Raw genomic sequence first — 25,811 nt, 5'->3', positions numbered from 1 at the left:
CGGGTCGTCGTGACCAACCGGTACGGCGACAAGCGTGCGTCGTTGTCGACTCCGCGCCGGACCGACCGAGCGTGGAAGCCTGCGTACCCGCCGGCGACCGGCGTACGGGCGTGCCGCACCAGGCTGCGGGCGAGCGTACGACGCGAAGGGGAGAGCCGATGAGTGTATTCACACGTACGTGCCGGCGAGCGGGGGCGGTGGCGGCCGCGACCGCCGTGGCGGTTCCGCTGACCGTCGCCCTGGCCGCGCCCGCGAGCGCGGCCCCCTCCGCGTGTACCGCGCGGACCGGGCCGTATCAAAGCCAGGTGGAGAAGGCGTTGGGGCTCAAGGTGGACGGCCGGCAGTCCACCGCCGACTGCCGCGCCATCCGTACCTATCAGGCGCAGAACGGCATCCGCCCGGCGGCCGGCTACGCCGGGCCCGTCACCTACGGCGTGATCAAGCGCAAGGCCGGCGGCGGGGAGGGCGGTTGCCCGACCGATGTCGGTCGGATCGCGTGCGTGGACCTCGGCCGGCAGGTCAGTTGGATCCAGGACGGCGCCAAGCAGGTCTACGGCCCGGTCGCCATCCGCTCCGGGCGGGACGGCTTCGAGACCCGCACCGGCCTGCACAAGGTCTACTACCGCGCGATGAACCACTGGTCGACGCTGTACGACGTGGCGATGCCGTACAGCCAGTTCTTCGACGGCGGCATCGCGTTCCACGCGATCGACGGTTCGGTCACGTCGCCGCCCGGCTCGCACGGCTGCGTCAACATGCGGCCGGCGGACGCCCAGGCGTACTGGGGACTGCTGCACACCGGCGACGAGGTGTACGTGTACGGGAACAAACCCGGTACCTGACGGGCCGGTTCGGGTCGTCGGCCCCGGTCGCCGGTCGGCCGGGCGAGTGTGCCCGGTCCCGGCGGGCGCGGTCAGACCGCGCGCAACGCGCCCGGATGCCGGCCGGTGAGGTGGTCCAGGGCCGCGGAGGTGGGCTCGTCGAACGGGAGGTAGACGACCAGGGTCTGGTCGACGTCGGCCAGGTCGAGGATCTCGCGTTCCAGGCGTAGTTCGCCCGCCTCGGGGTGGGCCAAGTGCTCCACGCCCACCCGGCGCGGCGGCGTGGCGGGCGCGGCCAACCGCTCGGTGAACGCGGTGCCCGCGGTGACGGCCATGCCGTCGAGGAAGTCCTGCACGTGGGGATCGCCGAACGAGGACGCGAACCGCAGGATCGCGGCGTGCTCGTCGGCTATCCGCTCCCAGTTCGGGTAGGCCGCGCGTGCTCGCGGATCGGTGAACACGTAGCGCGCGAGGTTGGGTTCCTCCTCGTCCAGGATGCCCAACGGACGGGCGAGCCGCTCGTACCCGTTGGTGAAGGCAAGCACGTCGCCGAGCCGGTTGACCAGCAGCGCGGGGGCCGGTTCGAGCCGGTCCAGGAGCGCGCGCACCGTGGATCGCACGGTCCGGGCGGGCGGTTCGCCGCCCGTGCACGGGAACATCTCGCCGGTGGCGGCCTTGGCCAAAAGGCGCACGTGCACGCGCTCGTCCGCGGTCAGCCGCAGCGCGTCGGCCAGCGCCGCCAGCACGTGGCCGGACGGGCGGCGGTCGCGGCCCTGCTCCAGCCGCGCGAGGTACTCGGCGCTGACTCCGGCGAGGGTCGCCAACTCCGACCGGCGCAGGCCCGGGGTACGCCGCCGGGCACCGTCGGGAAGCCCGACGTCGGCGGGCTTGACCGCCTCGCGGCGGTCGCGGAGGTAGGTACCAAGTTCGTTCTCGCTCACGGCCCGCAGTCTAGGGCGCGCGCAAGCCCCGATCGTGGCCCCGGTGCTGCCCGTCTGGGAACGGGCTTCCTCGGCCCCGGCCGACCGAGCACGGTGGGCGGGGTGTCGGCCGCGTCCCGGTCGGACGATCGGCGGACGCGCGCGGGCCGGTGGTCAGTTCGGGTCCGCCGCCGGTGTGGCCGAGCCGATCAGGGCCGCGGTGGTCGCCGAGGTCAGTCGGTCCAGGTGGTCGGCGGTGAGCGGGGTGCGGGTGACCGCCAGGCGCCAGTAGAGCGGCCCGACGATCAGGTCCAGTGCCAGGTCGACGTCGACGCCCGGCGGGAGTTCGCCGCGTGCGCCCGCGGCCCGCAGCACGGCGGTGCCGATCCGGCGCTGGGTGCCGTGCAGCACGGTGTCCAGGCGCCTCGCGGGGTGAGCGACCCGCGCCGCACGGGGTGCGCCGGCCGCGGGCGAGCGGGTGAGGGAGCATCCTGGGTGGTGTGAAATCCGATCGACTGCTCTCCATCCTGTTGCTCCTGCAGACTCGTGGCCGGGTACCGGCGGCCGAGTTGGCCGAGCGGTTGGAGGTGTCGACGCGGACCATCTACCGCGACGTCGAGGCGCTGTCCACGGCCGGTGTGCCGGTCTACGCCGAGCGCGGTCGGCACGGCGGGATCTCGCTGCTGCCCGGGTTCCGGACCGACGTCACCGGGCTGACCTCGGACGAGGCGCGTGCCCTGTTCGTGCTCGCCGAGCAGGGCACGCACGCGGCACTGGGCCTGGACGGCGCGCTCGGCTCGGCGCTGCGCAAGGTGATGGTCGCGCTGCCCGCGCCACATCGGCCCGCCGCCGAGGAGATGACCCGCCGGGTGCTGATCGATCCACAGCGGTGGATGTCCGGGCCGAGTCCGGCGGTGGACGTGGCCGCGCTGCAGGACGCGGTGTTCGCGGACCGGCGGCTGCGGATCCGCTATCGACGCAGCGGCTCGACCACGCCGCGCACATACACCGTCGACCCCTACGGGCTGGTCGCCAAGGCGGGTACGTGGTACCTGGTCGCGGATCGCGGTGGGACGCCGCGGCTGTTCCACACCGATCGGCTCACCGGGCTGACCGTCACCGAGGACCCGGTGCGCCGTCGGCCCGGGGTCGAACTGGCCGAGGTGTGGCACGCGTTGCGCCGAGGCATCGACGAGCAGCCGGTGGCGGTGCGGATCCGGGCCCGGGTGCGGCGGACCCGGGTCGACATGTTCGTCCGGATCGTCGGGGCCTGGCTGACCGGGCCGCCGGCGGATCACGACGACGAGTGGGTGACGGTCGAGTTGGGGTACCCGGCACTGAGCGCTGTGCGCCAACTGCTCCAGTTCGGCACCGACGTGGAGGTCCTGGATCCGCCGCAGGCGCGCACGGCGATGGTCGAGACGGCGGCGGCGATCGTCGGCGCGTACGGATGAGATCCGCGCGAGCGTCCCGGGCGCGGGCCGGTCCCGGAGGAGGCCCTGTACGCCTCGCGCGCGCTTCGGTCGGCGGGGGTGCGGGCCCTTCGGGTCGGCGCCTTTTCGGGGGCGGAGGTGTGGGGAACCGGCGGAAGCGCCGTGTCCGCATCGCTCCGTGTTCATACGATCATCGGAACACGATGAACGAAGGCTTGGGGGCACGGCGGTGCGGGTCGAGGATCTGTTGGGCATGCCCGAGCTGCGATTGGCCCTGTTGGCGGGTACGGAGGGACTCGCTCGCGAGGTGCTTCGGGTGTCGGCCGCCGATCCGGTCGACCCCGGCGGGGGCACGATCGCCGGCGAACTCGTGGTGCTGCGCGCGGGCGGATACGGGGTCGACGGCGCGGTACCGGTGCGGGCGCTCGTGGCGGGCGGTGCGGCGGCGGTCGTGGTGTTGCCGGAGGCGCGGGGTGGGGTGGATCGGGTCGAACCGGCTCCCGACGAGGTGCCGTACGCGCTGGTCGAGGTCTGTGGGCAAGCCGGCCTCCCGCTGTTCCTGGCCCCGATCGGGGTCACGGCGGTGCGGATCGCCGAGGTGGTCGCGCACCGGGTCGCGGTCGAACGCGGGCCGACCACGGGACACCTGTCCGGTCGCCAGCGCCGGCTGATCACGGCGCTGGCCGAGGGGGCCGACACCCAGGACCTGCTGGATCTGCTCGCCCGCGAACTCGGCGCACCCTGCCGGGTGTCGACGCCGGCCGGCCGCGTCCTGGCGAGCGCGACGGGGAGTGGGCCGGCGCGGGGGCCGGCCGTGGCGGGCGACGTGGTGGACGCGGTCGAGACGGTGCGCGGCGCGCTCGCGGCGGAGCGGCTGCCGGCACTGATCGAGGGCGAGACGGTGTTCGCGCTCGGTCGGGGGCCGGCGTTCGCGGGATACCTCGTGTGTGCCGGGGACCGTACCGACGACGAGGCCCTCGCGCAGGCCGCCGACCTGCTGCTGCTCGGCGGCGCCCGGCGTGCGGAGCGGCTCGCCGTGGAGCGCGCGCACGCGTGGGAACTCGTCGACCTGGTCGAGTCGGACACGGCCCCGGACGCGGTCCGGGCCCGACTGGGCGCGGCGGGGATCGGACCGGACGCGGCGCCGATCGTGTGTTGTGCCGCGGGCGACGGGGCCGACCCGGCGGTCGGGCGGCTGGTCGTGGACCTGATCGAGCGGGTGTTCGCGGCGGATCCGGCGACGCGATGGGTGGTGGCCTGCGGCAAGGCCGAGTCGGTCGTCTTCGCGTCGGCCGGGACCGGGGCGGGCGCGGCGGCCCGGATCGCCGAAGAGTTGGAGCGGGCGGCGCACTGGTGGGAACCACTGCTCGGGTCCGAGCGGGTCGCGATCGGCATTGCCGGGACGTCACCCACGTGGGCGACGGCCTTGGCCGAGGCCAGGGGCGCGCGGGACATCGCGTGGGCGCGCCCCGGCCGGCTCACGGTGGCCGCGGGCCCGGGGATCGACGCGTACCCGGCGCTGTTGGCGGCCGTACCCGGGCCCGTGCGCAGCGCGTTCGCCGATCGGGTCCTGGGCGGCCTGCGGGCGTACGACGCCGAACACGGCACCGACCTGATCGGCACGCTCGCCGCCTTCCTGGCCGCCAACGGGGCCTGGCAGCGCTGCGCGGCGATGCTGGACGTGCATGTCAGCGCGCTGCACCAGCGGATGGGCCGGGTCCGGGACCTGACCGGCCGGGACCTGTTCTCGGCCCGGGACCGGGTGGATCTGCTGCTGGCCCTGGAGAGCGACCCCGGCTGCTGAGACCGGCCCCGGGACGAGGGCGGCGGCGCGGTCGGGAGTGGGACGAGTGCGGTGGGACCGCGGGGACCGGGCGGGCGTGGCGGTGCTGCCGGGCCGGGGCGAGTGCGGTGGCACGGTCGGGAGTGGGACGGGTGCGGTGGGACCGCGGGGACCGGGACGGGTGCGGCGGTGCTGCCGGGCCGGGGCGAGTGCGGCGGCGCGGTCGGGAGTGGGACGGGTGCGGTGGGACCGCGGGGACCGGGGGGCGTGGCGGTGCTGCCGGGCCGGGGCGAGTGCGGTGGCACGGCGGGGGCTGGGACGAGGGTCGCGGTCCCTGCCGGGGCCGGGGCGAGCGTGGTTGCACGGCGGGGGCCGGGGCGGGTGCGGCGGTACTGCCGGGGCCAGGGCGGGTGTGGCGGTGCTGCCGGGGCCAGGGGCGAGTGCGGTGCTACTGCCGGGATCGGGGGCGAGCGCGCTGGCACGGCGGGGCCGTGACGGGGCTGCGGTTCCTGCCGGGGCCGGGGCGAGCGTGGTTGCACGGCGGGGGCCGGGGCGGGCGTCGCGATGCTGCCGGGGCAGGGCGAGTGGGGCTGCACGGCGGGGCGGGCCGGGGCGGGCGTCGCGGTGTTGCCGGGGTCGGGGCGAGTGCGGTGGCTCTGCCGGGCCTGGGCGCGGACCCGTGCGGTGGCTCCGTTCGGCCGGGCGCGGGTCCGCGTGGATGTGGCGTCGGGGGTTACTTGGCGCCGCTGTCCTGGAGGTCGGCGAGCGACGCGGCCCAGCGGAAGTACTTGTTGCGGCCCAGGTCGCCGATGGTGGTGATCTTCAGCGAAGCCAGGTGCTCCGCGTGCGCGTCGGTGATCCCGGCCAGTCCGGCGACGGGGGCGGCGAGGACTTCGCTCAGGGTCTTGTTCTCGTAGGCCTTGTCGAGCAACTTGTCGAGATCGGCGGTCACGGGCATGCGTGCTCCCTGTGGGATCGAGGCGGCTGACATCCGCGTTCGGCACCCATGCTGCGTCGGGCTTGTCATGAATTCCGACATTTGCCGCGTTGTGCGTGTCGCCCGCCGCGGGACGCGTCGACGCTCGACGGTCCGGCGTCGGAGCCGGCGCTCCAGGGGTGCGAGCGCGGCCAGGATCAGCACCGCGCACAACAGCGGCAGTGGTACCGGATGCGGCAACGGCCAGATGCCACCGGACATTTCGGGTGCGGCCCATGGCGTCACGTCCATGACGCCATCATGGCGCCATAGTTACGCCATGGCAAGCCTGGTTGACTCCATTCGTGACGTCATGTGACCCGGTTGGTCTCATCGGCGGTAGGGACGCCCGCCGATTCGGGGTGCGATCGGTGGCGCCGTGGATGGCCGTGGATGGCCGTGGACGGCGGTGGATGGCGCACGATCGCACGGACGCGACGGTGTGCCCGCCGGGTGCGAGGCGCGCTCAGCCGGTGACGCTGAGCCGGTAGCCGCGCTTGGTAACCGTCTTGATCAGGCCCTTGTGCGGGCCCAGCGCGGTCCGCAGGCGGGCCACGGCGGCCTCGACCGCGTGCTCGTCGGCGCCGGCCCCGCGCCAGACGCGACGCAGCAACTCCGCGCGGCTCAACACCCAGCCGGGCTTCTCGGCCAGCGCGCGCAGGACCGCGGCCGGAACCGGGGACAGCGAGATCACGCCGCCGCGCACCAGCACCGCGTTGCCCTGGATGATCAGCCGTTCGGTACCGGTGTCCAACTCGCGCCGGACCCGTGGGGGCAGCGTCTCGGTGACCGTGCGCACCAGCGAGCCCAGCCGTCCGCGTTCCGGCCAGACCGCGGGCACACCCTCGTCCAGCAGCGGCTTCGCGCAGATCGAACCGATGCACACCGGCAACACGTCGGTCCGCAGCGCCGCCAACACCTCCTCACGCCGCCCGAGTTCGCCGGCCGTCTCCAGGAACGCGCCGATCGCCGGCGCGCTGGTGAAGGTCAGCGCGTGCAGATCGCCGCGGATCACCTGCTCGACCAGGCGCCGGACCGCGGCCGGGTCCTCCGGCGGGCCCCACCGGTACACCGGCAACTCGATCACCTCGGCGCCACGCTCGCGCAGCGCCGAGGCGAAACCCTCCAGCGGCGCGCCGTGCTCCTGGATCGCGATCCGCCGCCCGCGCAGGTCCCGGGCCAGCAGCCAGTGCAGCAACTCGTCGTTGGCCTCCGAACCCGGCGAGTACATCTCGCGCAGCCCGGACGCGCGGACCGCCCCGGTGGCCTTGGGCCCCCGGCTGATCACCGTCGCCGCCGCGCAGGCCTGCCCCACCGCGTCCGCCCGCCCCCACCCCTCGGCCGCGTTCATCCAACCGCGCCAGCCCAGGCCGGTGGTGGCCACCACATAGTCCAGCGGCTCGACCAGACAGCGCTCGGTGGCCCGGCGCAACGCCTGGTCCTCGCGCAACGGGACGATGCTCATCGTCGGAGTGCCCACGACCTTCGCGCCCCGACGTTCCAGCAGCGCGACGAGTTCGTCGCGACGCCGGGCGGCCGTGACGCCGACCGTGAGCCCGACGAGGGGTTCGGCCGCGCCTGTACGAGTAACCATGTCGTGAGGTTGCCGGGTCGGCGTTACGGCGATGTTGCCGGGCGATCACCTCGGGGTAAGGCCTCGAACCGGGATGGGGCCCGATCGTGTCGCATTGCTCACCGCGTCAGCGGCGCCGAGTGAGCCGGCCGTACCGCTCGCGCAACATCGGGGACCAGGCTGCGTAACAGCGGCTCGGGAGGCTTCGGTGACGCGGTCGCCGGCCGGCGCGTCGGGCACGGCGACCCGCCGACCGTGCCCGCACCCTCGCCCCACCCCGAAGGAGTCCCTCGTGACCGACGCCAAGCAGACGCACGTGGTCCTGGTCGGCCACGGGATGGTCGGGCAGCGCTTCCTGGAGGCGCTCACCACGACCGGATCCGGACCACCGGGACCACGGATCACGGTGCTGGCGGAGGAGCCGCGGCGGGCCTACGACCGGGTGCACCTGACCTCGTGGTTCTCCGGGACCAGCGCGGAGGACCTGTCCATGTGCAGTGCGGAGTTCGCCGCCGAGCACGGGATCGACATCCGACTCGGCGACCCGGTGGAGACTCTCGACCGCGCCGCGCGCACCGTGACCACCCGGGCCGGTCACACCGTCGACTACGACACGCTCGTGCTCGCCACCGGGTCCTATCCGTTCGTACCGCCGGTGCCGGGCCACGACACGCCGGGTTGTTTCGTGTACCGCACGATCGAGGACCTCGAGGCGATCAAGGCCGCCGCCGAGACCGCTCGGATCGGTGTGGTGGTCGGCGGCGGACTGCTCGGCCTGGAGGCCGCCGGCGCGCTCGTCGCGATGGGCCTGGACACCCACGTGGTCGAGTTCGCGCCGCGCCTGATGGCGCTGCAGATCGACGAGGGCGGCGGCAAGGTGCTGCGCCGTAAGATCCAGGACCTGGGCGTGACGGTGCACACCGACGCGGGCACCCGGGAGATCCTCGACCGGGACGGCCGGGTCGCCGGCATGGTGCTGTCGGACGGCACGGAACTGGCCGCCGACCTGGTGGTCTTCTCCGCGGGGGTGCGCCCGCGCGACGAGCTCGCCCGCGCGGCCGGGCTGGAGATCGGCGAGCGCGGCGGGATCGTGGTGGACGAGTACTGCCGCACCGGCGACCCGCACGTGCTGGCCATCGGCGAATGCGCGCGCACGGTGGACGGCCGGGTGTACGGGCTGGTCGCGCCCGGCTACGCGATGGCCGAGGTGGCCGCGCGCGGGATCCTGGACGAGGTGCCCGACCCGACCGTGTGCTTCACCGGCGCCGACCTGTCCACCAGCCTGAAACTGCTCGGCGTGGACGTGGCGGGCTTCGGCGACGCGCACGGCACCGCCGAGGACTGCGTGGAGGTGCTCTACTCCGACGCGCAGGCGGGCGTGTACAAGAAGCTGGTGATCGGCGCCGACGGCAGCCTGCTGGGCGGCGTCCTGGTCGGCGACCCGGACGCGTACGGCGTGCTGCGCCCGCTCACCGGCGCCCCGCTGCCGGTGCCGCCCGAGCAACTGCTGATGCCCGCCGCGATCGGCGCGCCGGTGAAGTTCGCGCTGCCGGACACGGCCGTGGTGTGCTCGTGCCACGCGGTCACCAAGGGCAGCATCCGCGCCGCGGTGTGCGCGCCGGACCGGCTCGACCCGGCCGCCGTGCGCCGACACACCAAGGCCGGTACCGGTTGCGGCAGTTGCGTCAAGCTGGTGGGCACCATCGTCACCGAGGAACTGGCCGCCGCCGGCATCGAGACCGCGCGCGGCCTGTGCGAGCACTTCGACCGGTACACGCGCGCCGAGTTGTACGAGATCGTCCGGGTCAAGGGCATCACCACGTTCGCCCGCCTGATCGACGAACACGGCAGCAACCGAGGGCCGGACGCGGACGGCTGCGACGTGTGCAAGCCCACCGTCGGCTCGATCCTGGCGAGCCTGTCCGGCGGGCACATCCTGGACGGCGAACAGGCCGCGCTCCAGGACACCAACGACCACTTCCTGGCCAACATCCAGCGCAACGGCTCGTATTCGGTGGTACCGCGCGTCCCGGGCGGCGAGATCACCCCGGACGGCCTGATCACGATCGGCGAGATCGCCCGCGACTTCGGCCTCTACACCAAGATCACCGGCGGCCAGCGGATCGACATGTTCGGCGCCACCGTCGACCAACTCCCGCTCATCTGGCAGCGGTTGGTGGAGGCCGGCTTCGAGTCCGGGCACGCGTACGGCAAGGCGCTGCGCACCGTGAAGTCGTGTGTCGGGCAGACCTGGTGCCGCTACGGCGTGCAGGACTCGGTCGCCCTGGCGATCGAGCTCGAACTGCGCTACCGGGGCCTGCGTTCGCCGCACAAGCTCAAGTCCGCGGTGAGCGGATGCGCCCGCGAGTGCGCCGAGGCGCAGAGCAAGGACTTCGGGGTGATCGCCACCTCCGAGGGCTGGAACCTGTACGTCGGCGGCAACGGCGGGATGACCCCGCGGCACGCGGACCTGCTCGCGAGCGACTTGGACCACGACACGCTGATCCGCACGATCGACCGCTTCCTGATGTTCTACATCCGCACCGCCGACCGCCTGGAGCGCACCGCGCCGTGGCTGGAGCGGATCGAGGGCGGACTCGACCACGTGCGCGCGGTGATCATGGACGACTCGCTGGGGATCTGCGCCGAACTGGACGAGTTGATGGGTCGGCATGTGGCGACCTACGCGGACGAGTGGGCCGCGACCCTGGCCGACCCCGACCGGGTGCGCCGCTTCGTGTCCTTCGCCAACGCGCCCGGCACCCCAGACCCGACCGTGCGGTTCACCGCCGAGCGGGACCAGATCAAGCCCGTGCTGCTCGGGCCCTTGGAGGTACGCGGCCGATGACCGTCACCGAGACCATCACCCAGACCACCACCGAGACCGACATCGCCCGAACGGGCACGCGGACCATGGTGGAGATCGCATGCGGCACCGGCTGGGTCGCGGTCTGCCCGTACGACCGACTGATCCCGGGCCGAGGCGTCGCGGCGCTGATCGACGGCGAGCAGGTCGCGATCTTCCGGGACCGCACCGGCGCGCTGTACGCGCTCGCCAACCGGGACCCGTTCAGCGGCGCGTACGTGATGTCGCGCGGCATCGTCGGCCGTCGGGGAGAGGTGCCGACCGTGGCGTCGCCGATGTACAAACAGGTCTTCGACCTGCGCACGGGGGAGTGCCTGGACGAGAGCACCGCCCCGGACGGCACCCCCGCGGTGCTGCGCACGTGGCCCGTCCGCGCCCACGGGTGACCGACGACCGGTGGGATCACGGCCGGGCATCAGCCGCGATCCCACCGGCGTCGGAGGTTCAGCGCGAGGCGGGGTCCGGGTCGACGCCGCCGAGGTTGTGATTGCCGGCGAACAGGTTGCCCGGATCGTACGCCGCCTTGAGTTCGGCCAGGCGCGCCCGGGTCGACGGGTCGTACACCTCGGCGACCCGGTCCGGACCGGGCGCGACGCCGTCGCCGTAGACGAAGTTGAGGTTGCGGCCGAGGGACAGCGGCTTCAGGACGGCCTGGACGTCGGCCTGGAGCGCGCGGGCCGCGTCGAGATCGGCGCCGTCGATCATCGCCACGACCCGGACGATGTAGCGCGCGTCGCGCCCGCCGACCGCGTTGGGCACCGCCGGCTGCCGGGACAGCGCGCCGCCGAGGTGACGCACCTCGTGCATGACCATCATCGGCGCGCTCGGACCGGCGAGTTCGTACACCGCGCGCAACGCCTCCGGATCCAGGTCGCGGACCAGGACGTTGTCGCCGAGGTAGGCGTGCGGGTGGGCCGGGTCGTTGTGGATGGTGTGCGACCGGGCGTACGGCAGATCGGCCAGGTCGTCGACCAGGCGTGGTCCGACCGCGCGCAGCGGGGCCACCAGGCGCTCGCCGTCGGCGGCATCGCCGGTGTACACGATCTTGATGCTCGCGGTGTGTCGCCCGCGCAGCGGCGCCGGCACCTGCTCGATGTCGGGCAGGCCGATGAACGAGATCGACGAGGTGACCTGCTCCGGCACGTTCTCGGTCCAGGCCAGGTAGGCCGCGGTGGCGGCCTCCACCAGATCGGTGTCGAAGACCAGTGAGCCGCCGTAGACCCGGGCCACCGGCATCAGGTCGAACTCGATCGAGGTGACGATGCCGAAGTTGTCCCGGCCGCCGCGCAACGCCCAGAACAGGTCGGCGTCACCGTCGGCGGTGACCCGCCGCAGGGTCGCGTCGGCGGTGACCACCTCGATGGCCCGGACGTGGTCGGCCGCGTAGCCGAACTCGCGGGCCAGCAGGCCCAGTCCGCCGCCGAGCGTGTACGCGACCACGCCCACGTGCGGAGCCGAGCCGTTGAGCGGGGCCAGGCCGTGCGGCGTGCTCTCGGCGACCACCCGCTCCCAGCGGGCACCGGCCTGGGCCCACGCGGTGCGCGCCGCGGGGTCGACCCGGACCTCGGCCATCCGCCGGGTGGAGATCAGCACGCCGCCGGGGGACGCGTCCGCCGGGGCGTGTCCGGTGGCCCGCACCGACACGGACAGGCCGTGCGCGCGGGCGAATGCGACCGCGAGCCGGACGTCCTCGGCGTCCGCCGCGCCCACGATCACGTCCGGGCTCGGTCGAAACGCGGTCTGGAACCCGGACCGCTCGTCGTCGTAACCGGGGTCGCCCGGTGCGTACACGACCCCCTGGACCCGCGCGCCCAGCTCGGCGATCGCGGCGGCCCGGGACGCGTGGTCGTCTTCCGGCTTCCCGGCGGCGTTGTTCGCGGTCATCGGTGTCTCCCATCCTCGGGGACGCCACGTGTGCGTCCCGTGTTCGCTCTCTCGTCTTCCGTGGGACCCACTCTCGCTTGATAACTTGACATCCGCCGTCAAGTTTTCCGGCCGGTTCGCGGGGCCTCGGGTCGCCCGGTGGGCACCTGACGCCCGATTCCTCACATCACCCGATCGCCGGATTGAGCGAGATGTAGCCCGACCGACCGGGACGACGCACCGGGCGGAAATCTGGCATTCCTAGCGTGACGGAACGTCAGCAAGCACGCCCTCCCGGACAGGCAGGTCCCCGTGACGACAACCGTCAGCGCACCGACCCAGGCCACGCGCCCCCTCGACGACTGGCAGCCCGAGGACGAGATCTTCTGGGAGCAGGCGGGCGCCAGGATCGCCCGACGCAATCTGATCTTCTCGGTGCTCTCCGAGCACATCGGCTTCTCGGTGTGGAGCCTGTGGTCGGTCATCGTGCTCTTCCTCGGCCCGGCGTACGGGTTCGACCCGGCGCAGAAGTTCACCCTGACCGCCGTGCCGACCCTGGTCGGCGCCGCGATGCGGATCCCCTACACCTTCGCCGTGGCCCGCTTCGGCGGTCGGAACTGGACCGTGGTCAGCGCGCTGCTGCTCCTGCTGCCCACGGCGCTGATCGCGATCGTGCTGGAGCCGGGCGTCTCCTACAACACGCTGCTGCTCGTCGCGGCGGTCGCCGGAGTCGGCGGCGGCAACTTCGCCTCGTCGATGGCCAACATCAACGCCTTCTACCCGCAGCGGCTCAAGGGCTGGGCGCTGGGCATCAACGCGGGCGGCGGCAACCTGGGCGTACCGGCCGTGCAACTGGTCGGCCTCGCGGTGCTCGCGACCGCCGGCGCCGCGCATCCTCGGCTGCTGATCGCGGTGTACATCCCGCTGATCGTGATCGCCGCGCTGCTGTCCGCGCGGTACATGGACAACCTCCCCGGGTTGCGCAACGACAAGGGCGCGATGCGCGAGGTCGCCCGGGAGCCGCACACGTGGGTGATGTCGCTGCTGTACATCGGCACGTTCGGGTCGTTCATCGGCTTCGGGTTCGCCTTCGGTCAGGTGCTCCAGGTGCAGTTCCACGCGGAGTTCGCCACGCCCGTCAAGGCCGCCTACCTGACCTTCCTGGGGCCGCTGCTCGGCTCGCTGGTACGTCCGATCGGCGGCCTGCTCGCGGACCGCTGGGGCGGCGCGCGGGTCACCTTCTGGAACTTCGTCGCGATGGCCGGCGCCGCGCTCGTGGTCTACCTGGCGTCGCGGCAGGAGTCGCTCGGCCTGTTCCTGACCGGCTTCGTGCTGCTGTTCGTGTTCAGCGGCGTGGGCAACGGCTCGGCGTACAAGATGATCCCGGCGATCTTCGCGGCCAAACTCGGCCCGGGCCCGGCCGCGCGGCGCAAGTCCGGCGCGCTGATGGGCATCGCGGGCGCGATCGGCGCGCTGGGCGGAGTCCTGGTCAACATCGCGTTCCGCGAGTCCTTCCTGAACTCGGGCCGCGGCGACGCCGCCTACCTCGCCTTCCTCGCATTCTACGGCCTGTGCCTGGTGGTCACCTGGGCGGTCTACCTGCGGCCTTCGGCACGGCACCTGACCGGGGTGTAACGCCCCCGCCCCAGCCCCCGACCCCTCCCACACTCGCCCCCAAGCCCCGCTCGGCCCCCGGCACCAGCCCTGTGCCGAGCGGGGCTCCCCCGACCCACGTCCTTGCCCACCCCGACTCATCGGCAGCCCCACCCGGACCACCCTCGGCGCGTCAGCGCCCCCGACCCCAGCCCACCCCAGTGATCGACGCGCGAAGCGCGGAGAGCGGCGGAGCCGCAGAACTTGGGCTTCGTGACCCGGAGCGAAGCGGAGGGACACGAAGCCCCGAGCGAGGCACCGCTTTTTCTTGGAGGAGCGAAGCGGAGGAAAGAAAAAGCGGCGCCTCGCGAGCCGGCGACGAAGTCGCCCAACAAAAGCGGAGCCGGCGACGAAGTCGCCCAACAGACTTACTCCATGAAACTCCGTATCGGCGTAGGCATGAGCCCGCGCAACCCCGCCGACCCCGCGACGTTCGGCGAACTCGTCCGGCACATGGAGGACATCGGCGTCGACTCGCTCTGGCTGCCCGATCTGATCGGCGGCGACCTGCCCGACCCCCTCGTCGGCATCGGCTACGCGGCCGGTCGTACCGAGCGGCTCAAGCTCGGCAGCGGCGTCACCGTGCTGCCCGGCCGCAACCCGGTCGCCGTGGCCAAGGAGCTCGCCACCCTGGCCGCGCTCGCGCCGGGCCGCATCCTGCCGGTGTTCGGCGTGCAACACGCCACCGCGCGCGAACGGCCGCTGTTCCCGATTCCGGGCCCGCGCGGCGAGGTGATGGACGAGGCGCTCACCGTGGTCCGCCTCCTGCTCGAAAACGACGACGTCTCCTTCGAGGGCAAGTACCACAGTTACGAACACGCCACCGTGCGCCCGCGACCCACCCGGCCACTGGACCTGTGGCTCGGCGGCAGCGGCCCGAAGTCGCTGCGCCGGGTGGGTCGGCTCGCCGACGGCTGGCTGGGCGCCGCGCTCACCCCCGACGAGGCAGGCGCGGCCCGGCGCGCGATCGAGGCCGCCGCGGCCGAGGCCGGGCGTACCGTCGACGACGACCACTACGGGATGAGCCTGGTGGTCGCGTTCGACGGGGCTCCGGGCCGCGAGTTCGGGGCCTTGCGGCGGCAACGACCGGACGTGGACCCCGCCGAGCTGGTGCCCACCGGTTGGGCCGCCGCGCGCGAGCTGATCCGGCAGTACGCCGATGTCGGGGTGAGCAAGTTCGTGGTGCGGCCGGCCGGTCCACCGCTCTCGTGGACCGCGTTCCTGAACGAGTTCGCCACCGAGCTGTTGCCGCTGGAGACGTGAACGATCTTGCCGTACCCGCGAACTGACGCTCCGTAAGCAAAATATTGCGCACACTCGGGCCTGCCGGAATCGTACGGCCGGCCGAGCGGTCGGGAACCCCGGACCGCCGACCGGCCGCCCTTGCTCCTCGCGCCCACCTGCACCGCAGCGTCGGTCGACACGTGAACAGTCCCCGTATGCCCGGGAGTCGGTCCTGCCCTCCGATTGGCCGGATTCCGTACCTCGACACCGATCGAATCCGGCCGGCCGTCGCGCGGCGGCCGCCGCGACGGAGGGTTGCGCCCGGTCTGACAGTCAGTCAGGATCGCCCCCGTTCCCCTCCGGACGGCGCGCGCCACCGAGCGCTGCCGCCGGCAACGAAGGATGGAAATACACGTGTCGACTTCCCCCGCGACTCCGCTCTGGCTTCAGGGACGGGACGCCGTCGTTGCCGCCGCGGCACCCGGCGACTGGCGCGAAGAGGCCCCCGACTACCACCTCTCGCACACTGTGATGCCGGGCCAGCGCAGCACACGGCACGCCCCCGACTCGCTGGAGGCGATCGTCGAGAGCATCGTGCAGGTCTTCGAAATGGAGGTCTCGCACAAGAAGGACCCCAAGACCTGGGTCTCCATGGTTACCGAGCGATTCCGCACGAACGTCAACGGCGGCCCGTGGGCGAGCGCGCAGGACATCGTGGACCGAGGCAGCTACAACATCCTGATCGGCGACAGCATCTTCTACTCGCCGGGCGGGGAGAGCTTCGAGTCCTCGCACCACATCTTCCACACCGCGTTCCCCGAGGGCTTCTACTGGGAGGTCCTCGAAGTCCTGTCCCCGCCGCCCGTGGTTGCCTTCAAATGGCGGCACTGGGGCAGCTACACCGGCGAGTACAAGGGCTTCCGGCCGAACGGCGAGACCATCGAGATGTTCGGCATGAGCGTGGCCAAGGTCAGCGACGACCTCAAACTCGTCGAGGTCGAGCACTACTACGACCCCAACAGCTTCCTCGCCCAACTCACCGGCGGCTGCCCGGTCGCCCACGGAAGCTGACCCCACCCGACCCGCCGGACACCGAAGCCGAAGCACACCCCACCAGCGCCCGGGTGCCGAGCCCCTCCCCAACCCCCACCCGGCACCCGAGCCTGGGCTCTCGCCCCCTCGGCCCGACGCGTCGCGAATTCGCGCCCGGGTTCGAGCGTGTGGTCGATCGTCGGTGGGCTCGTCTGGCGGGTTACAGGCGGGGGGTGCGCATGCGGGTGAGGCGGCCGCCCTCGGTGGGGGTGGTGTCGCCGGTGTCGACCGTCAGGGAGCGGTAGGTGCCGGGGACGGTGGCCACCCAGAAGCGTTCGGCGAAGATCGTTGCCGGGGCCGGGAGTGTGAACCGGCCACGCCGGAACTCGACTCGCGGCGGTACGCCGTCGTTCGGCAGCACACCCCACGCGAGTGCCCACGACGGCTCGCCGCGCCCGGAACGCAGCGCGCCGCGCAGCAGCGTGCGACCCAGTGTGGTCCCGGCCACGGCCACGTCGATCAGCCGGTACCCCGTGTAGACCTCGAGCGCCGGTCGCCCGCGCGACCCCTTGCCCACGCGCATCGTGCAGTCGCTCAACCGCAGGTAGAGCTCGGTACTCGACTGCTGTAGGACATCGCTCATGGCGCGCTCCCCCGTTCGAAGCGCCCGATGGGACAGTCCCTCGGGCCCCACCAGGATTCGCTGTGGGGGCGGTCCCGCGCATCCACTGAACGAACCGTTTCCGCCGCCTCGCGTACTCCCTCTGTAGGACGGAGAAACCTTTCCCGCCTCACCCGAGCGAGCGAGTGACCGGCCCGCGCACCGTTCGCGCGAGCATGCGGGTCGTGTCCGAAACGGTCGGGCGGACTCCGTGGGCGCGCCGCCCGCGCCGCCGGTACAGAGCCTTCAGGCCGTACCCGGAACGGCCAGCCCGGTCTCGTACGCGCAGATCACCGCGTGCACCCGATCCCGCAGCCCGAGCTTGCCCAGGATGCTGCTGACGTGCGTCTTCACCGTGTGTTCGCTGACCACGAGCGCCTCGGCGATCTCCGCGTTGGACATGCCCAGGGCCAGGCAGCGCATCGTTTCCCGCTCGCGCGTCGTCAACACCGCGAGCCGCTCGGAGGGTTCGGCCGGGGCCTCCGTACGGGGCAGTCGGCGGGTGTAGTCGGCGATCAGCCGCCGGGTCACCGACGGCGCGAGCAACGCCTCGCCGCTCGCCACCATCCGCACCGCGTGGACGAGGTCGTCCCGCCGCACGTCCTTGAGCAGGAAGCCGGCCGCGCCCGCGTACAGCGCGTCGTAGACGTACTCGTCCACGTCGAACGTGGTGAGCATGACGATCCGACACGCCGGTGCCTCGGCGGAGACCGTGCGGGCCGCCTCTATGCCGTCCATCCTGGGCATCCGGATGTCCAGAAGCAGTACGTCCGGGCGGTGCGCGCGAACCGCCTCGATCGCCTCCACGCCGTCGCCCGCCTCGGCCACCACGCTGATGTCCGACTGCGCGTCGAGGATCATCGCGAAGCCGCTGCGCACCAGGCCCTGATCGTCGGCCACCACCACGCGGATCGACATCACGGAGCCCGTACCGCGTCGAGCGGGATCCGCAGCGCGACCTCGAAGCCCGGTCCGGTCACCCGCGGCCCGACCGTCACACTGCCACCGCACGCGCTCGCCCGTTCGCGGATGCCGACCAACCCGTGTCCGCCGCCCGGGCGCGGCCGCCCGCCCCGGCCGTCGTCGGTGATGGTGATCCTCATCGTGTCCTCGCCCCATTCGAGCCGCACCGTCACCGTGGTGGCCTGTGCGTGTCTGACCGTGTTGGTCAGTGCCTCCTGGACGACACGGTACGCGGCGATCTCCGCATCCGAACGCAGCGGTCGGCGCTCGCCGATGCTCTCGTACACCACCCGCAGGTCGGTCCGGCCGACCTCGGCGACCAGGTCGGCGATGTTGGCGACGGTGGGCTGCGGGGCCCGGGCACCGGCCTCGGCGTCCTCCTTGAGCGTGCCCAGGATTCGGCGGAGCTGCACCATCGCGTCGCGCCCCGCGTCGGCGATCGCGTCGAACGCGGCCTCCGCGCGAGCCGGATCGCTGCGCACCACCACCGGGCCGGCCTCGGCCTGCACGGTCATCAGGCTCACCGCGTGCGCCAGGATGTCGTGCATGTCCCGGGCTATCCGGGCCCGTTCCCGCGCGGCGGCGCGGGCCACCTCGGCGTCGGCGCGGCGGATCTCCAGGTCGCGCTCGTGCTCCAACCGCCGGGTGCGCTCCTCGATCCCGGCGATGTACGCGGTGCGGTGCCGGGTGGCCAGGCCGAAGGCGGCGGCCGCGGTCAGCGCCAAGACGTCGAAGGTGGCCTGTTGCGAGGGCTGATGCTTGGCGTACTCGACGGTCAGCGTGATCGGCAGGATCATCGCCGCGACCGTGATCCGCTCCCAGCGCCGGCCGAGCGCGAAGACCGTGTAGATCGCGATCGTCATGCCGAACTGGAACGCCTGCCCGGGGCGATGGTGCAACGAGGCCGGGACCGCGAACATCGCGACCACGCACGCCACCACGAACGGCCGCCGGCGCCGCCAGATCAGCGGGATCGCCGTACCGGACAGCAGGAAGAACCCGATCCGATACGGCGAGCGCCAGGCGACCAGGAACGGCAGCGACACCATGAACTGCACCATCAGCGCGATCAGGATGTCCACGAGTCGCGGATCGGTCCGCCGCAGGATGTCCAGCGTGTGTTTGGCCCGGTCACGGACGTGCCGGTCGGCGCCGCGCTCGGCGGGATGGTCGGACATGCGGCCTACTCCAGGGTGGTGTGTACCGACAGTGTCGCGGGTGATCGTCCATCGCCGCCTCGCTCGCGCGAGGGATACGCGCGGAAGGCGCGAGCGTCTCGCGACAGGCCCGCCGAGTGTTCCCGCGAGGCCCGCCGAGTGTTCCCACGAGGCCCGCCGAGTGTGCGTGCGAGGTCCGCGAGCGTTTCCTCCGGACCCCGCCCGGCCCGTTCGGCCGATGCCCACCCAAGTGCGCCGCGCCCCCGGTGAATCGGGCGAATCGCTCCGCCGGCGGCGAACGCGCACCCCGTTGGCAATTCCGGTGGCGTCGCGTCTGGTACGACTGGTGCCATGGCTACCGGCAACCGCTTCGTCCCCGACCCCGACCGTCCGACGCCGGCAGCGCGTCGCGGCCTGCCGGCCATCGCCGTCTCGGGCCGGACAGGGGCGGAGCCGTGCGGCCGCTGAGGCGCGGCCAGGTGTGGACGATCCCCACCGTCGGCCGCGACCGCACCTTCATGATCGTGCAGAACGACCACGTCGCCGCACTGCACCCGGGCGCCGCCCTGTGCGCGCTGGTGGACACCATCGGCGACCGGCAGGAGTCGCTGGTCACGGTCCGGATCACCACGCCGGTCAACGGCGTCGTGCTCGCTCCCGACCTGTACACGTCCCGGCATCGCCGGTTCGAACAGGGCACCTATCTCGGCGATGTCGCGCCGGACGAGATGGAGCGGGTCGACGTCGCGCTGCGCGCCGTCCTGGGTCTGTGAGGCAGTCGGTGACGTCGTCGGCGCATCCGACGGCCGGCACCACCCGGGACGGCGCGCGGCCGGGCCGCGCTATCTGGGCAGCGTGATCCGAAACGTGGTGCGCCCGGGTTCGGAGTCGACCGTGACCGTGCCGTCGTGCCGCTGGACGATGATCCGGTAGGAGATGTCCAGGCCCAGGCCGGTGCCCTCGCCGAGTGCCTTCGTGGTGAAGAACGGCTCGAAGATCCGGTCCTGGATGTCGGGCGCGATGCCCGACCCGCTGTCCTCGATCTCGATCACCACCGACGCCGCGTCCGCGTGGGCCCGCAGGGTCAGCGTGCCCTTGCCGCCCATCGCGTCCGCGGCGTTGTCGATCAGGTTGGTCCACACCTGGTTGAGCTCGGCCGGGTACGCCTGGATCTTCGGCAGGTCCGCGGCGTACTCGCGCTCGACCCGGATGTCGCGCAGCGGGCCGGCCAACATCGCCACCGTGCTGTCCAGGCCCTTGCGCAGGTCGGTCTCCTGGTACGGGGCCCGGTCCATCTGGGTGTACTGCCCAGCGGCGGCCAGCAGTTCGGTGATCCGGCCCAGCGCGTCGGCGACCTCGTCGAGCAGCGCCTCGCCCTCCAGGTTGGCGGCGAGCCAGGTCAACCCCGGGCGCGCCGCCGGGCCGAGCGCGGCACCCGCGTCCCGCGCCCAGTCCTCGTACAGGCCCACGTTCACGAACGACGGCGCCGTCTCGTACGCGTCCGCGATGTCCAAGTCCTCGAAGACCTCGGCCACTTCGTCGGTCCGATCGGAGAACTCCAGCGGGCGCAGCCGAGGCGCCTCGCCGGCCCGGTGCGCCAGTACCTCCTCCTGTAGGCGCTCCAGCGCCGCCAGCGCCTCGGCGCTCGCGCCCGTGCGGGCCAACTCGGCCCGAGCCGAGCGCAGTTCGCCCAGTCGGGTGCGCAGGTTCGCGGCTGCCCGCTCGGCCGCCGCGGCCGGGTTGCCCAACTCGTGGGTGAGCCCGGCGGTGAGCGTGCCCAGGGCCACCATGCGCTCGCGCTGCCCGACCGCCGAGCCATTGCGGCGCGCGCCCAGGAACATGCCCGCGACCAGGTGCGCGGCCATCGGGAACCACTCGGTGAAGGCCTGCGCCAACTCGGCCGCGGGCAGCACGAAGAAGGTCGAGTCGACGTGCGTGCGCGCGGTGTTGCCGTACGCGTGCACGGCCGGTGTCGCGTCGTCGTCGCCGTCCAGCGCGAGCGCGGCGCCGACGTAGGCGCCGCGCATCGACGAGCGGTGCACCTCCAACTCGCCGCCGCGCACCATCCGGTTCATGGTGACCTCGCCGGAGAGCAGCACGAAGAAGCACTCGCCCGGGTCGCCCTCGTGGTACAGCGTGGTGTTCGCCGGGAACGCCTTGACCTTGCCGTGCGCGCACAGCCAGTCCAAGTGCTCGTCGGCGAGCTTCTCGAACAGGAAGAGCGTGCGCAGTTCCTCGGGCGGCAACACGTCGCACACACTCATCGCGAGCCCTCCGTCGCCGGGATCCGGGTGTTCAGGGTGTCCAGGTAGCGGTGCACCAGCATCACCGTCATCGCGCCCTCGCCGACCGCCGAGGCGACCCGCTTGACCGAGGCCGCGCGCGAGTCGCCGGCGGCGAACACGCCCGGCACGGCGGTCTCCTGGACGAACGGCGGTCGATTCCAGCCGTCGAGCTCGCCGTCGCAGTCGTCGAGGAGTTCGCCGCCGGTGAGGATGTAGCCGTCCCGGTCGCGGCGCACGCCGCTGCCGTCCAGCCACGCGGTGCGCGGGCTGGCGCCGATGAACACGAACAACCACGACGCGGGCACCGTCTCCTCCTTGCCGGAGTCACGGTCACGCAGGGTGAGTTCGCGCAGCCGGCCGGTGCCGTGCGCGTGGGTGATCTCGGTGCGCACGCGCACCTCGACGTTGGGGATCTGCGCCAACTGCTCGATCAGGTAGTGCGACATGGACGCCTCCAGGCCCGCGCCGCGCACCAATATGATCACTCGGCGGGCATAGCGGGCGAAGAACACCGCGGCCTGACCCGCCGAGTTGGCCGCGCCGACGATGTACACGTCCTGGTCGCGGGTATCCGGGCCGGTGGTCAGCGCGGCGCCGTAGTACACGCCGCGGTCGGTGAGCTCGGCCAATCCGGGCGCCTCCAGGGTGCGGTAGGACACACCGGTGGCAAGCACGATCGCGTGGCCCCTGGCGACCACGTCGCCGTCGCACGAGATGGTGCGCACCTCGCCGTCCACACCCAGTTCGGTCACATCGCGCGTACTGACTATCTCGGCGCCGAACTTGAGCGCCTGACGACGTGCCCGGCCGATGAACTGCGATCCGGAGATGCCGTCCGGGAAGCCGAGATAGTTCTCGATCCGCGAACTCTGGCCGGCCTGCCCGCCGGTGGCCTGGCGCTCCACCAGCAGCGTGCGCAGTCCCTCGCTGGCCGCGTATACCGCGGCGCCCAGGCCGGCCGGGCCGCCGCCGACGATCACCACGTCGTACAGGTCGCCGGAGGCGGTCACGGACAGGCCGACGTACTCGGCCAGTTCGCCCTTGGACGGGCCGCGCAGCACGGTCGAGTCCGGCGCGATCACCACCGGCACGTCGGCCTCGGTGGTACCGGTCTCGCGCATCAACCGCCGCGCCTCGGCCTGGGTCACGTCGTACCAGCGGTAGGGCACGCCGTTGTTGGCGAGGAAGTCGCGCAGTTCGAAGGACGGCGCGGAGAAGCGTGCGCCGATCACCGTGGCCCAGCTCTCGTCCGGCACCGGCGCGGTCTCCCACGCGGTGATCAGCGAGTCCAGGACCGGGTACAGGCGTTCCTCCGGTGGATCCCACGGCTTGAGCAGGTAGTGGTCGATGTCCACGTCGTTGATCGCCCGGATCGCCGCGCCGGTGTCCGCGTAGGCGGTCAGCAGCACCCGTTTCGCGCGTGGGTAAAGGTGTGCGGCCTGTTCCAGGAACGCCACGCCGTCCATCTGCGGCATGCGCTGGTCGGCGATCAGCACCGCGACCTGCTCGCCCCGCTCGTGCAGTTCGGCCAGCGCCTCCAGGGCCTGTGCGCCGGATTCGGCGCGCACGACGCGGTGTCGGTCGCCGTACTGTCGCCGCAGGTCACGGGCCACGGCGCGGGACACGGCCGGATCGTCGTCGACGGTGAGCAGGACGGGCTTGTCCACGGATTTCCTCACGGGCATGGGCGGAAGACGGAAGGGAGCCACTGCCCGGAACCGGCCTCGACCATGCCCCGGACAGCGCGCCCGCCACGTTATCCTCTCGCCGAAACCCGCAGGTGGAGAGTGTCCGCGCGGGTCCGCCGCGACCGGGTGGGCCCGGCGCCGGGCGATGCGGTGCGCGAAGGCGGCGGTCCCGCGGGTGTCGCCCCGCGGCTCAGTCGACCATGCCCGCCTCGTAGGCCACGATCGCGGCCTGAACCCGGTTGCGCACCCCCAGGCGGGCCAGGATCGCGCTCACGTGCGTCTTGACCGTGCCCTCGACCAGGTGCAGTCGACGGCCGATCTCCGCGTTGGCCAAGCCGGCGCCGACCAGCGCCAGGACCTCCCGCTCGCGCGCGGTCAGCAGCGCCACACGCGCCCCGGCGTCCACCTCGCGTGCGGGCCGGCCCGGGACGATCCCGCTGATCACCCGCTTGGCCACCTTCGGGGACAGGTACGCGCCGCCCTCGGCCGCCGCCCGCACCCCCGCGATCAGTTCGCGGGGATCGCCGGACTTGAGCAGGAAACCGGTGGCGCCGCTGTCCAGCGCGGTCGCGATGTACTCGTCCTCACCGAACGTGGTCAGGATCACCACGGCCGTGCCCGGTACCGCGCGGCGCAGTTCGGCGGTCGCGGCCAGGCCGTCCAGGTTCGGCATCCGGATGTCCATCAGCACCACGTCCGGGCGCCATCGCCGGGCCTGCTCGATCGCCTCGCGGCCGTCGGCGGCCTCGGCCACCACCTCGATCCCGGGGTCGGCGGTCAGCACCATCCGCACGCCGGTGCGGATCAGCCGCTCGTCCTCGGCGATCAGGACCCGGATGCTGGTAGTGGACTGCTCGGTGGTGCTCAACGCGGTGGCTCCTCGGGTGGGTGCGTGGACGGGGTGCGGTGGGGTGCGTGGGATGGGATGGATCGGGCCGGCCCGGTCGTCAGCGTGTGTCGTCCCGGTCGCGTCGCTGTTCGAGCGGCACGTCGTCCTTGGCGACCAGCACACCGCGGACGAAGCACAGGCGGAACAGCCGGCTCGGCAGGAAGTCGCCATTCGTGTAGTACTCGCACGCGGCGCCGGTCGGGATCGGCGGTTCCCGCTCCGGGCGTTGGTCGCTCGGGTCGTCCGGCAACATCGAGGCCAGTTCGGCGCGGGTCTGGCCGATCCGCATCCGGTCGAAGTCGCCCGGCGCCACCGCCTCGCCCTGGGTGGTCAGCGCGTACGCCGATCCGGCGAGCAGCACGCCCGCGCCGGTCCACACCAGCGCCTTGACGAACCGGCGGCGGATGCGCCGACCCTGTTCCACGTGGCCGGCGGTGTCCGGACGGGCCGGCGCGGCGTGGTGCGGGAGGTGGGCCAGCACCCGGAACCCGTCCGCGTCCGGCTCCGCGGTCAACGTGCCGCCCAGGAGTCGGGCCCGCTCGCGCATCCCGACCAGGCCGTGGCCGCTGCCGACCGGCGCGGACTCGGCCGGACGCGGGGCGGGCCCGTTGGCGACCTCTACGGTGGTGCGCTCGCGGCCGTGGGTGACCGTGATCCGCACGACCGCGCCCGGCGCGTGCTTGGCCGCGTTGGTCAGCGACTCGCGCACGATCCGGTGCAGCGCGAGATCGACCATCGGCGGCAGCGCGGCCGGCTCGGCGGTCGGCTCGACCGTGTGGCGGATCACCATGCCCGAGGCGCGGCAGCGCGCGACGAGGGTGTCCAGGTCCTCGTGCACCGGGTCCACCGGCGCCGGTTCGTCGCTCTCCCGCAACACGCCGATGATCTCGTGCAGCCGCTCGGTCGCCGCGCCCGCGCCCGCCCGCAGTTCGCCGGCCCGCTCGCGCTGCGCGTCGGTGAGCGTCGCGTCGAGTTCGAAGGCTGCGGCGCGCAGGGCGATCAGGCTCAGGTCGTGGCCGAGCGAGTCGTGCATGTCCTGGGCGATCCGGGCCCGTTCGCGCAGCCGGGTGCGCTCCTCGACCAGGTCCCGCTCGCGTTGCAGCCGTGTGGCCTGTTCCCAGCCGCGTCGATGCAGCGCGAGCCACTGATAGCGGTAGCGCCCGATCAGCCAGGGCATCGCCGCCAGGCCCAGCAGTTCGGCGGGCAGCACCGAGAGTTCGGCCGTGTTCGGCGACTCGAGCCAGGCCCCGAGCGCGGCCGGCACCAGCACCGAGACCAGCCGCCACGGCAGGCCCGGTCCGTCCGCGGAGCGCCGCCCGGCCAGGAACGCGGCGAGGGCCACGGCGGCGTAGCAACGGGCGTCCTGCTGAGCAAGGAACACGGTCAGCGCGAGCGCGGCGGGCGGATACGTCCGGCCCAGCACGGCGCCGCCGACCAGGCAGATCGCGAGCGTCGCGGCGTGCGTGGCGGACAGCGGCAGTGGTGCGTTGACGGTCAGCATGCCGATGCCGAGCAGGGTCCACAGGGCCAGGTCGGCGGCCCAGGCGGCGGGGGTGGTGCGCATGGTTGCGACGGTATCGACCCGCAGGGTCGCGACACCTCCGTCGAAAGTCGTGTGCCATGTCTGCCGGCGCACGCCGAACATGCCTAACGTGGCGCTATGTCCGAGAAACGACGCCGCCCGCACCGCGAGACCGTCCAGGCCCTCGTCGGCGTGGCCGTGATCGTGATCGGCTTGGTGGCGACCCTCGTCCTGCACTTCACCCACGACTCGGACGGGCCGCGGCCGACCCCGGTCCCGGTGCCGATCAGTCCCACGGCGCCCGCGGTGCCGGGGTCGAGCGAGGTGCCCGGCGAGCCGGCGGTGCCGGGGGAGTCGTGTTGCACGCCGCCGCCGGGGCCGGTGGCTCTGGACGACGGCGCGCCCTGAGCTTGTTGTTTTACCTCGCTGAGGTCGCGGCCTGCTGAAATGCGGTGTTCCCGGGACAGCAGGGCGGCCGTCCCTCACGCTGCGAGATGTCGAG

The 25,811-nt window shown here is 72.8% G+C and carries 22 protein-coding genes; 10 read left to right on the top strand and 12 right to left on the bottom strand.

What is annotated here, in order from left to right; all coding sequences use genetic code 11:
- The first annotated feature begins 158 nt into the window (after positions 1-158).
- A complete protein-coding gene (locus tag ACZ4FV_RS02870) occupies positions 159-842 on the top strand; it encodes a L,D-transpeptidase (protein ID WP_395865585.1) in 684 nt (227 codons plus the stop codon).
- A gap of 71 nt (positions 843-913) precedes the next feature.
- On the opposite strand, the gene ACZ4FV_RS02865 is transcribed toward ACZ4FV_RS02870, so the two are convergent.
- Both ACZ4FV_RS02865 and ACZ4FV_RS02860 read right to left on the bottom strand, forming a co-directional pair.
- A complete protein-coding gene (locus tag ACZ4FV_RS02865) occupies positions 914-1,762 on the bottom strand; it encodes a helix-turn-helix domain-containing protein (protein WP_395865583.1) in 849 nt (282 codons plus the stop codon).
- A gap of 153 nt (positions 1,763-1,915) precedes the next feature.
- Positions 1,916-2,248 carry a TetR-like C-terminal domain-containing protein gene (locus tag ACZ4FV_RS02860; protein ID WP_465321745.1) on the bottom strand — a complete coding sequence of 111 codons (333 nt, stop codon included), beginning with the start codon at positions 2,246-2,248 and terminating at the stop codon, positions 1,916-1,918.
- On the opposite strand from ACZ4FV_RS02860, the gene ACZ4FV_RS02855 reads away from it, so the two are divergent.
- Positions 2,242-3,195: a helix-turn-helix transcriptional regulator gene (locus tag ACZ4FV_RS02855; RefSeq protein WP_395865581.1), complete on the top strand. Its 954-nt coding sequence runs from the start codon at positions 2,242-2,244 to the stop codon at positions 3,193-3,195. The two genes, ACZ4FV_RS02860 and ACZ4FV_RS02855, sit on opposite strands and share 7 nt — an antisense overlap.
- Before the next feature lie 232 nt (positions 3,196-3,427).
- Positions 3,428-4,978 carry a PucR family transcriptional regulator gene (locus ACZ4FV_RS02850; protein ID WP_465321683.1) on the top strand — a complete coding sequence of 517 codons (1,551 nt, stop codon included), beginning with the start codon at positions 3,428-3,430 and terminating at the stop codon, positions 4,976-4,978.
- A 712-nt stretch (positions 4,979-5,690) separates the two neighbouring features.
- Here ACZ4FV_RS02850 and ACZ4FV_RS02845 read toward each other — a convergent pair.
- Complete coding sequence (locus tag ACZ4FV_RS02845; RefSeq protein ID WP_078974137.1) at positions 5,691-5,915, bottom strand: hypothetical protein; 225 nt, start codon at positions 5,913-5,915, stop codon at positions 5,691-5,693.
- A 484-nt stretch (positions 5,916-6,399) separates the two neighbouring features.
- A complete protein-coding gene (locus ACZ4FV_RS02840; protein ID WP_395865577.1) occupies positions 6,400-7,527 on the bottom strand; it encodes a uroporphyrinogen-III synthase in 1,128 nt (375 codons plus the stop codon).
- 316 nt (positions 7,528-7,843) lie between these two features.
- On the opposite strand from ACZ4FV_RS02840, the gene nirB reads away from it, so the two are divergent.
- Both nirB and nirD read left to right on the top strand, forming a co-directional pair.
- Positions 7,844-10,354 carry a nitrite reductase large subunit NirB gene (nirB, locus tag ACZ4FV_RS02835; protein ID WP_395865909.1) on the top strand — a complete coding sequence of 837 codons (2,511 nt, stop codon included), beginning with the start codon at positions 7,844-7,846 and terminating at the stop codon, positions 10,352-10,354.
- Positions 10,351-10,758 (top strand): nitrite reductase small subunit NirD, encoded by a 408-nt coding sequence (gene nirD, locus ACZ4FV_RS02830; RefSeq protein WP_402232199.1) that lies wholly within the window; start codon positions 10,351-10,353, stop codon positions 10,756-10,758. Before nirB ends, nirD begins: the two co-directional genes overlap by 4 nt.
- A 58-nt stretch (positions 10,759-10,816) precedes the next feature.
- Here nirD and ACZ4FV_RS02825 read toward each other — a convergent pair whose 3' ends face one another.
- A complete protein-coding gene (locus ACZ4FV_RS02825; protein ID WP_465321680.1) occupies positions 10,817-12,256 on the bottom strand; it encodes an FAD-binding oxidoreductase in 1,440 nt (479 codons plus the stop codon).
- A gap of 291 nt (positions 12,257-12,547) precedes the next feature.
- Here ACZ4FV_RS02825 and ACZ4FV_RS02820 point away from each other — a divergent pair, with 291 nt between their 5' ends.
- The 3 genes from ACZ4FV_RS02820 (at position 12,548) to ACZ4FV_RS02810 (ending at position 16,183) form a co-directional block, all read left to right on the top strand.
- The gene (locus ACZ4FV_RS02820) at positions 12,548-13,870 is read left to right on the top strand and encodes a nitrate/nitrite transporter (RefSeq protein ID WP_395865569.1); all 1,323 of its coding nucleotides are present in this window, start codon (positions 12,548-12,550) and stop codon (positions 13,868-13,870) included.
- 393 nt (positions 13,871-14,263) lie between these two features.
- On the top strand, positions 14,264-15,151 hold the full coding sequence (locus ACZ4FV_RS02815; protein ID WP_395865568.1) for a TIGR03854 family LLM class F420-dependent oxidoreductase: 888 nt from the start codon (positions 14,264-14,266) through the stop codon (positions 15,149-15,151).
- Positions 15,152-15,526: 375 nt separating this feature from the next.
- Positions 15,527-16,183 (top strand): ester cyclase, encoded by a 657-nt coding sequence (locus tag ACZ4FV_RS02810; protein ID WP_395865566.1) that lies wholly within the window; start codon positions 15,527-15,529, stop codon positions 16,181-16,183.
- Positions 16,184-16,364: 181 nt separating this feature from the next.
- Here the strand turns inward: ACZ4FV_RS02810 and ACZ4FV_RS02805 are convergent, their stop codons facing one another.
- The 3 genes from ACZ4FV_RS02805 to ACZ4FV_RS02795 all read right to left on the bottom strand — a co-directional run bounded on the left by ACZ4FV_RS02805 (position 16,365) and on the right by ACZ4FV_RS02795 (position 18,946).
- Entirely contained in the window at positions 16,365-16,787 is a 423-nt protein-coding gene (locus ACZ4FV_RS02805) for a hypothetical protein (protein WP_395865563.1), read from the bottom strand.
- Between the two features lie 264 nt (positions 16,788-17,051).
- Complete coding sequence (locus tag ACZ4FV_RS02800; RefSeq protein ID WP_395865561.1) at positions 17,052-17,723, bottom strand: response regulator transcription factor; 672 nt, start codon at positions 17,721-17,723, stop codon at positions 17,052-17,054.
- On the bottom strand, positions 17,723-18,946 hold the full coding sequence (locus tag ACZ4FV_RS02795) for a sensor histidine kinase (RefSeq protein WP_402232195.1): 1,224 nt from the start codon (positions 18,944-18,946) through the stop codon (positions 17,723-17,725). The genes ACZ4FV_RS02800 and ACZ4FV_RS02795 overlap by 1 nt, the downstream gene beginning before the upstream one ends.
- Before the next feature lie 434 nt (positions 18,947-19,380).
- Between ACZ4FV_RS02795 and ACZ4FV_RS02790 the strand changes: the two genes are divergently transcribed.
- Positions 19,381-19,698, top strand: coding sequence for a type II toxin-antitoxin system PemK/MazF family toxin (locus ACZ4FV_RS02790; RefSeq protein ID WP_395865557.1), 318 nt, complete (start codon positions 19,381-19,383; stop codon positions 19,696-19,698).
- 69 nt (positions 19,699-19,767) lie between these two features.
- On the opposite strand, the gene ACZ4FV_RS02785 is transcribed toward ACZ4FV_RS02790, so the two are convergent.
- From ACZ4FV_RS02785 to ACZ4FV_RS02770, 4 genes are all read right to left on the bottom strand, one after another.
- Positions 19,768-21,189, bottom strand: a complete 1,422-nt coding sequence (locus tag ACZ4FV_RS02785; RefSeq protein WP_465321676.1) for an ATP-binding protein — start codon at positions 21,187-21,189, stop codon at positions 19,768-19,770.
- Positions 21,186-22,895, bottom strand: a complete 1,710-nt coding sequence (locus tag ACZ4FV_RS02780; protein ID WP_395865554.1) for an FAD-dependent oxidoreductase — start codon at positions 22,893-22,895, stop codon at positions 21,186-21,188. Before ACZ4FV_RS02780 ends, ACZ4FV_RS02785 begins: the two co-directional genes overlap by 4 nt.
- 193 nt (positions 22,896-23,088) lie before the next feature.
- Positions 23,089-23,766 (bottom strand): response regulator, encoded by a 678-nt coding sequence (locus tag ACZ4FV_RS02775; RefSeq protein WP_395865552.1) that lies wholly within the window; start codon positions 23,764-23,766, stop codon positions 23,089-23,091.
- A 79-nt stretch (positions 23,767-23,845) separates the two neighbouring features.
- Positions 23,846-25,351, bottom strand: a complete 1,506-nt coding sequence (locus ACZ4FV_RS02770; RefSeq protein ID WP_465321675.1) for a sensor histidine kinase — start codon at positions 25,349-25,351, stop codon at positions 23,846-23,848.
- 96 nt (positions 25,352-25,447) lie between these two features.
- On the opposite strand from ACZ4FV_RS02770, the gene ACZ4FV_RS02765 reads away from it, so the two are divergent.
- Entirely contained in the window at positions 25,448-25,717 is a 270-nt protein-coding gene (locus ACZ4FV_RS02765) for a hypothetical protein (protein ID WP_395865548.1), read from the top strand.
- Positions 25,718-25,811 lie beyond the last annotated feature (94 nt).

This window comes from Embleya sp. NPDC025285, from assembly GCF_055558835.1.
This window is presented reverse-complemented; position numbering and strand designations above follow the sequence as displayed.

Excerpts from the sequence above, each read along its gene's own strand:
- ACZ4FV_RS02815 (WP_395865568.1), top strand. The coding sequence starts at position 14,264 with ATGAAACTCCGTATCGGCGTAGGCATGAGCCCGCGCAACCCCGCCGAC.
- ACZ4FV_RS02785 (WP_465321676.1), bottom strand. The coding sequence starts at position 21,189 with ATGAGTGTGTGCGACGTGTTGCCGCCCGAGGAACTGCGCACGCTCTTC.
- ACZ4FV_RS02780 (WP_395865554.1), bottom strand. The coding sequence starts at position 22,895 with ATGCCCGTGAGGAAATCCGTGGACAAGCCCGTCCTGCTCACCGTCGAC.
- ACZ4FV_RS02850 (WP_465321683.1), top strand. The coding sequence starts at position 3,428 with ATGCCCGAGCTGCGATTGGCCCTGTTGGCGGGTACGGAGGGACTCGCT.
- ACZ4FV_RS02805 (WP_395865563.1), bottom strand. The coding sequence starts at position 16,787 with ATGAGCGATGTCCTACAGCAGTCGAGTACCGAGCTCTACCTGCGGTTG.
- ACZ4FV_RS02845 (WP_078974137.1), bottom strand. The coding sequence starts at position 5,915 with ATGCCCGTGACCGCCGATCTCGACAAGTTGCTCGACAAGGCCTACGAG.
- ACZ4FV_RS02795 (WP_402232195.1), bottom strand. The coding sequence starts at position 18,946 with ATGTCCGACCATCCCGCCGAGCGCGGCGCCGACCGGCACGTCCGTGAC.
- ACZ4FV_RS02800 (WP_395865561.1), bottom strand. The coding sequence starts at position 17,723 with ATGTCGATCCGCGTGGTGGTGGCCGACGATCAGGGCCTGGTGCGCAGC.
- ACZ4FV_RS02825 (WP_465321680.1), bottom strand. The coding sequence starts at position 12,256 with ATGACCGCGAACAACGCCGCCGGGAAGCCGGAAGACGACCACGCGTCC.
- nirB (WP_395865909.1), top strand. The coding sequence starts at position 7,844 with ATGGTCGGGCAGCGCTTCCTGGAGGCGCTCACCACGACCGGATCCGGA.
- ACZ4FV_RS02840 (WP_395865577.1), bottom strand. The coding sequence starts at position 7,527 with ATGGTTACTCGTACAGGCGCGGCCGAACCCCTCGTCGGGCTCACGGTC.
- ACZ4FV_RS02765 (WP_395865548.1), top strand. The coding sequence starts at position 25,448 with ATGTCCGAGAAACGACGCCGCCCGCACCGCGAGACCGTCCAGGCCCTC.
- ACZ4FV_RS02870 (WP_395865585.1), top strand. The coding sequence starts at position 159 with ATGAGTGTATTCACACGTACGTGCCGGCGAGCGGGGGCGGTGGCGGCC.
- nirD (WP_402232199.1), top strand. The coding sequence starts at position 10,351 with ATGACCGTCACCGAGACCATCACCCAGACCACCACCGAGACCGACATC.
- ACZ4FV_RS02770 (WP_465321675.1), bottom strand. The coding sequence starts at position 25,351 with ATGCGCACCACCCCCGCCGCCTGGGCCGCCGACCTGGCCCTGTGGACC.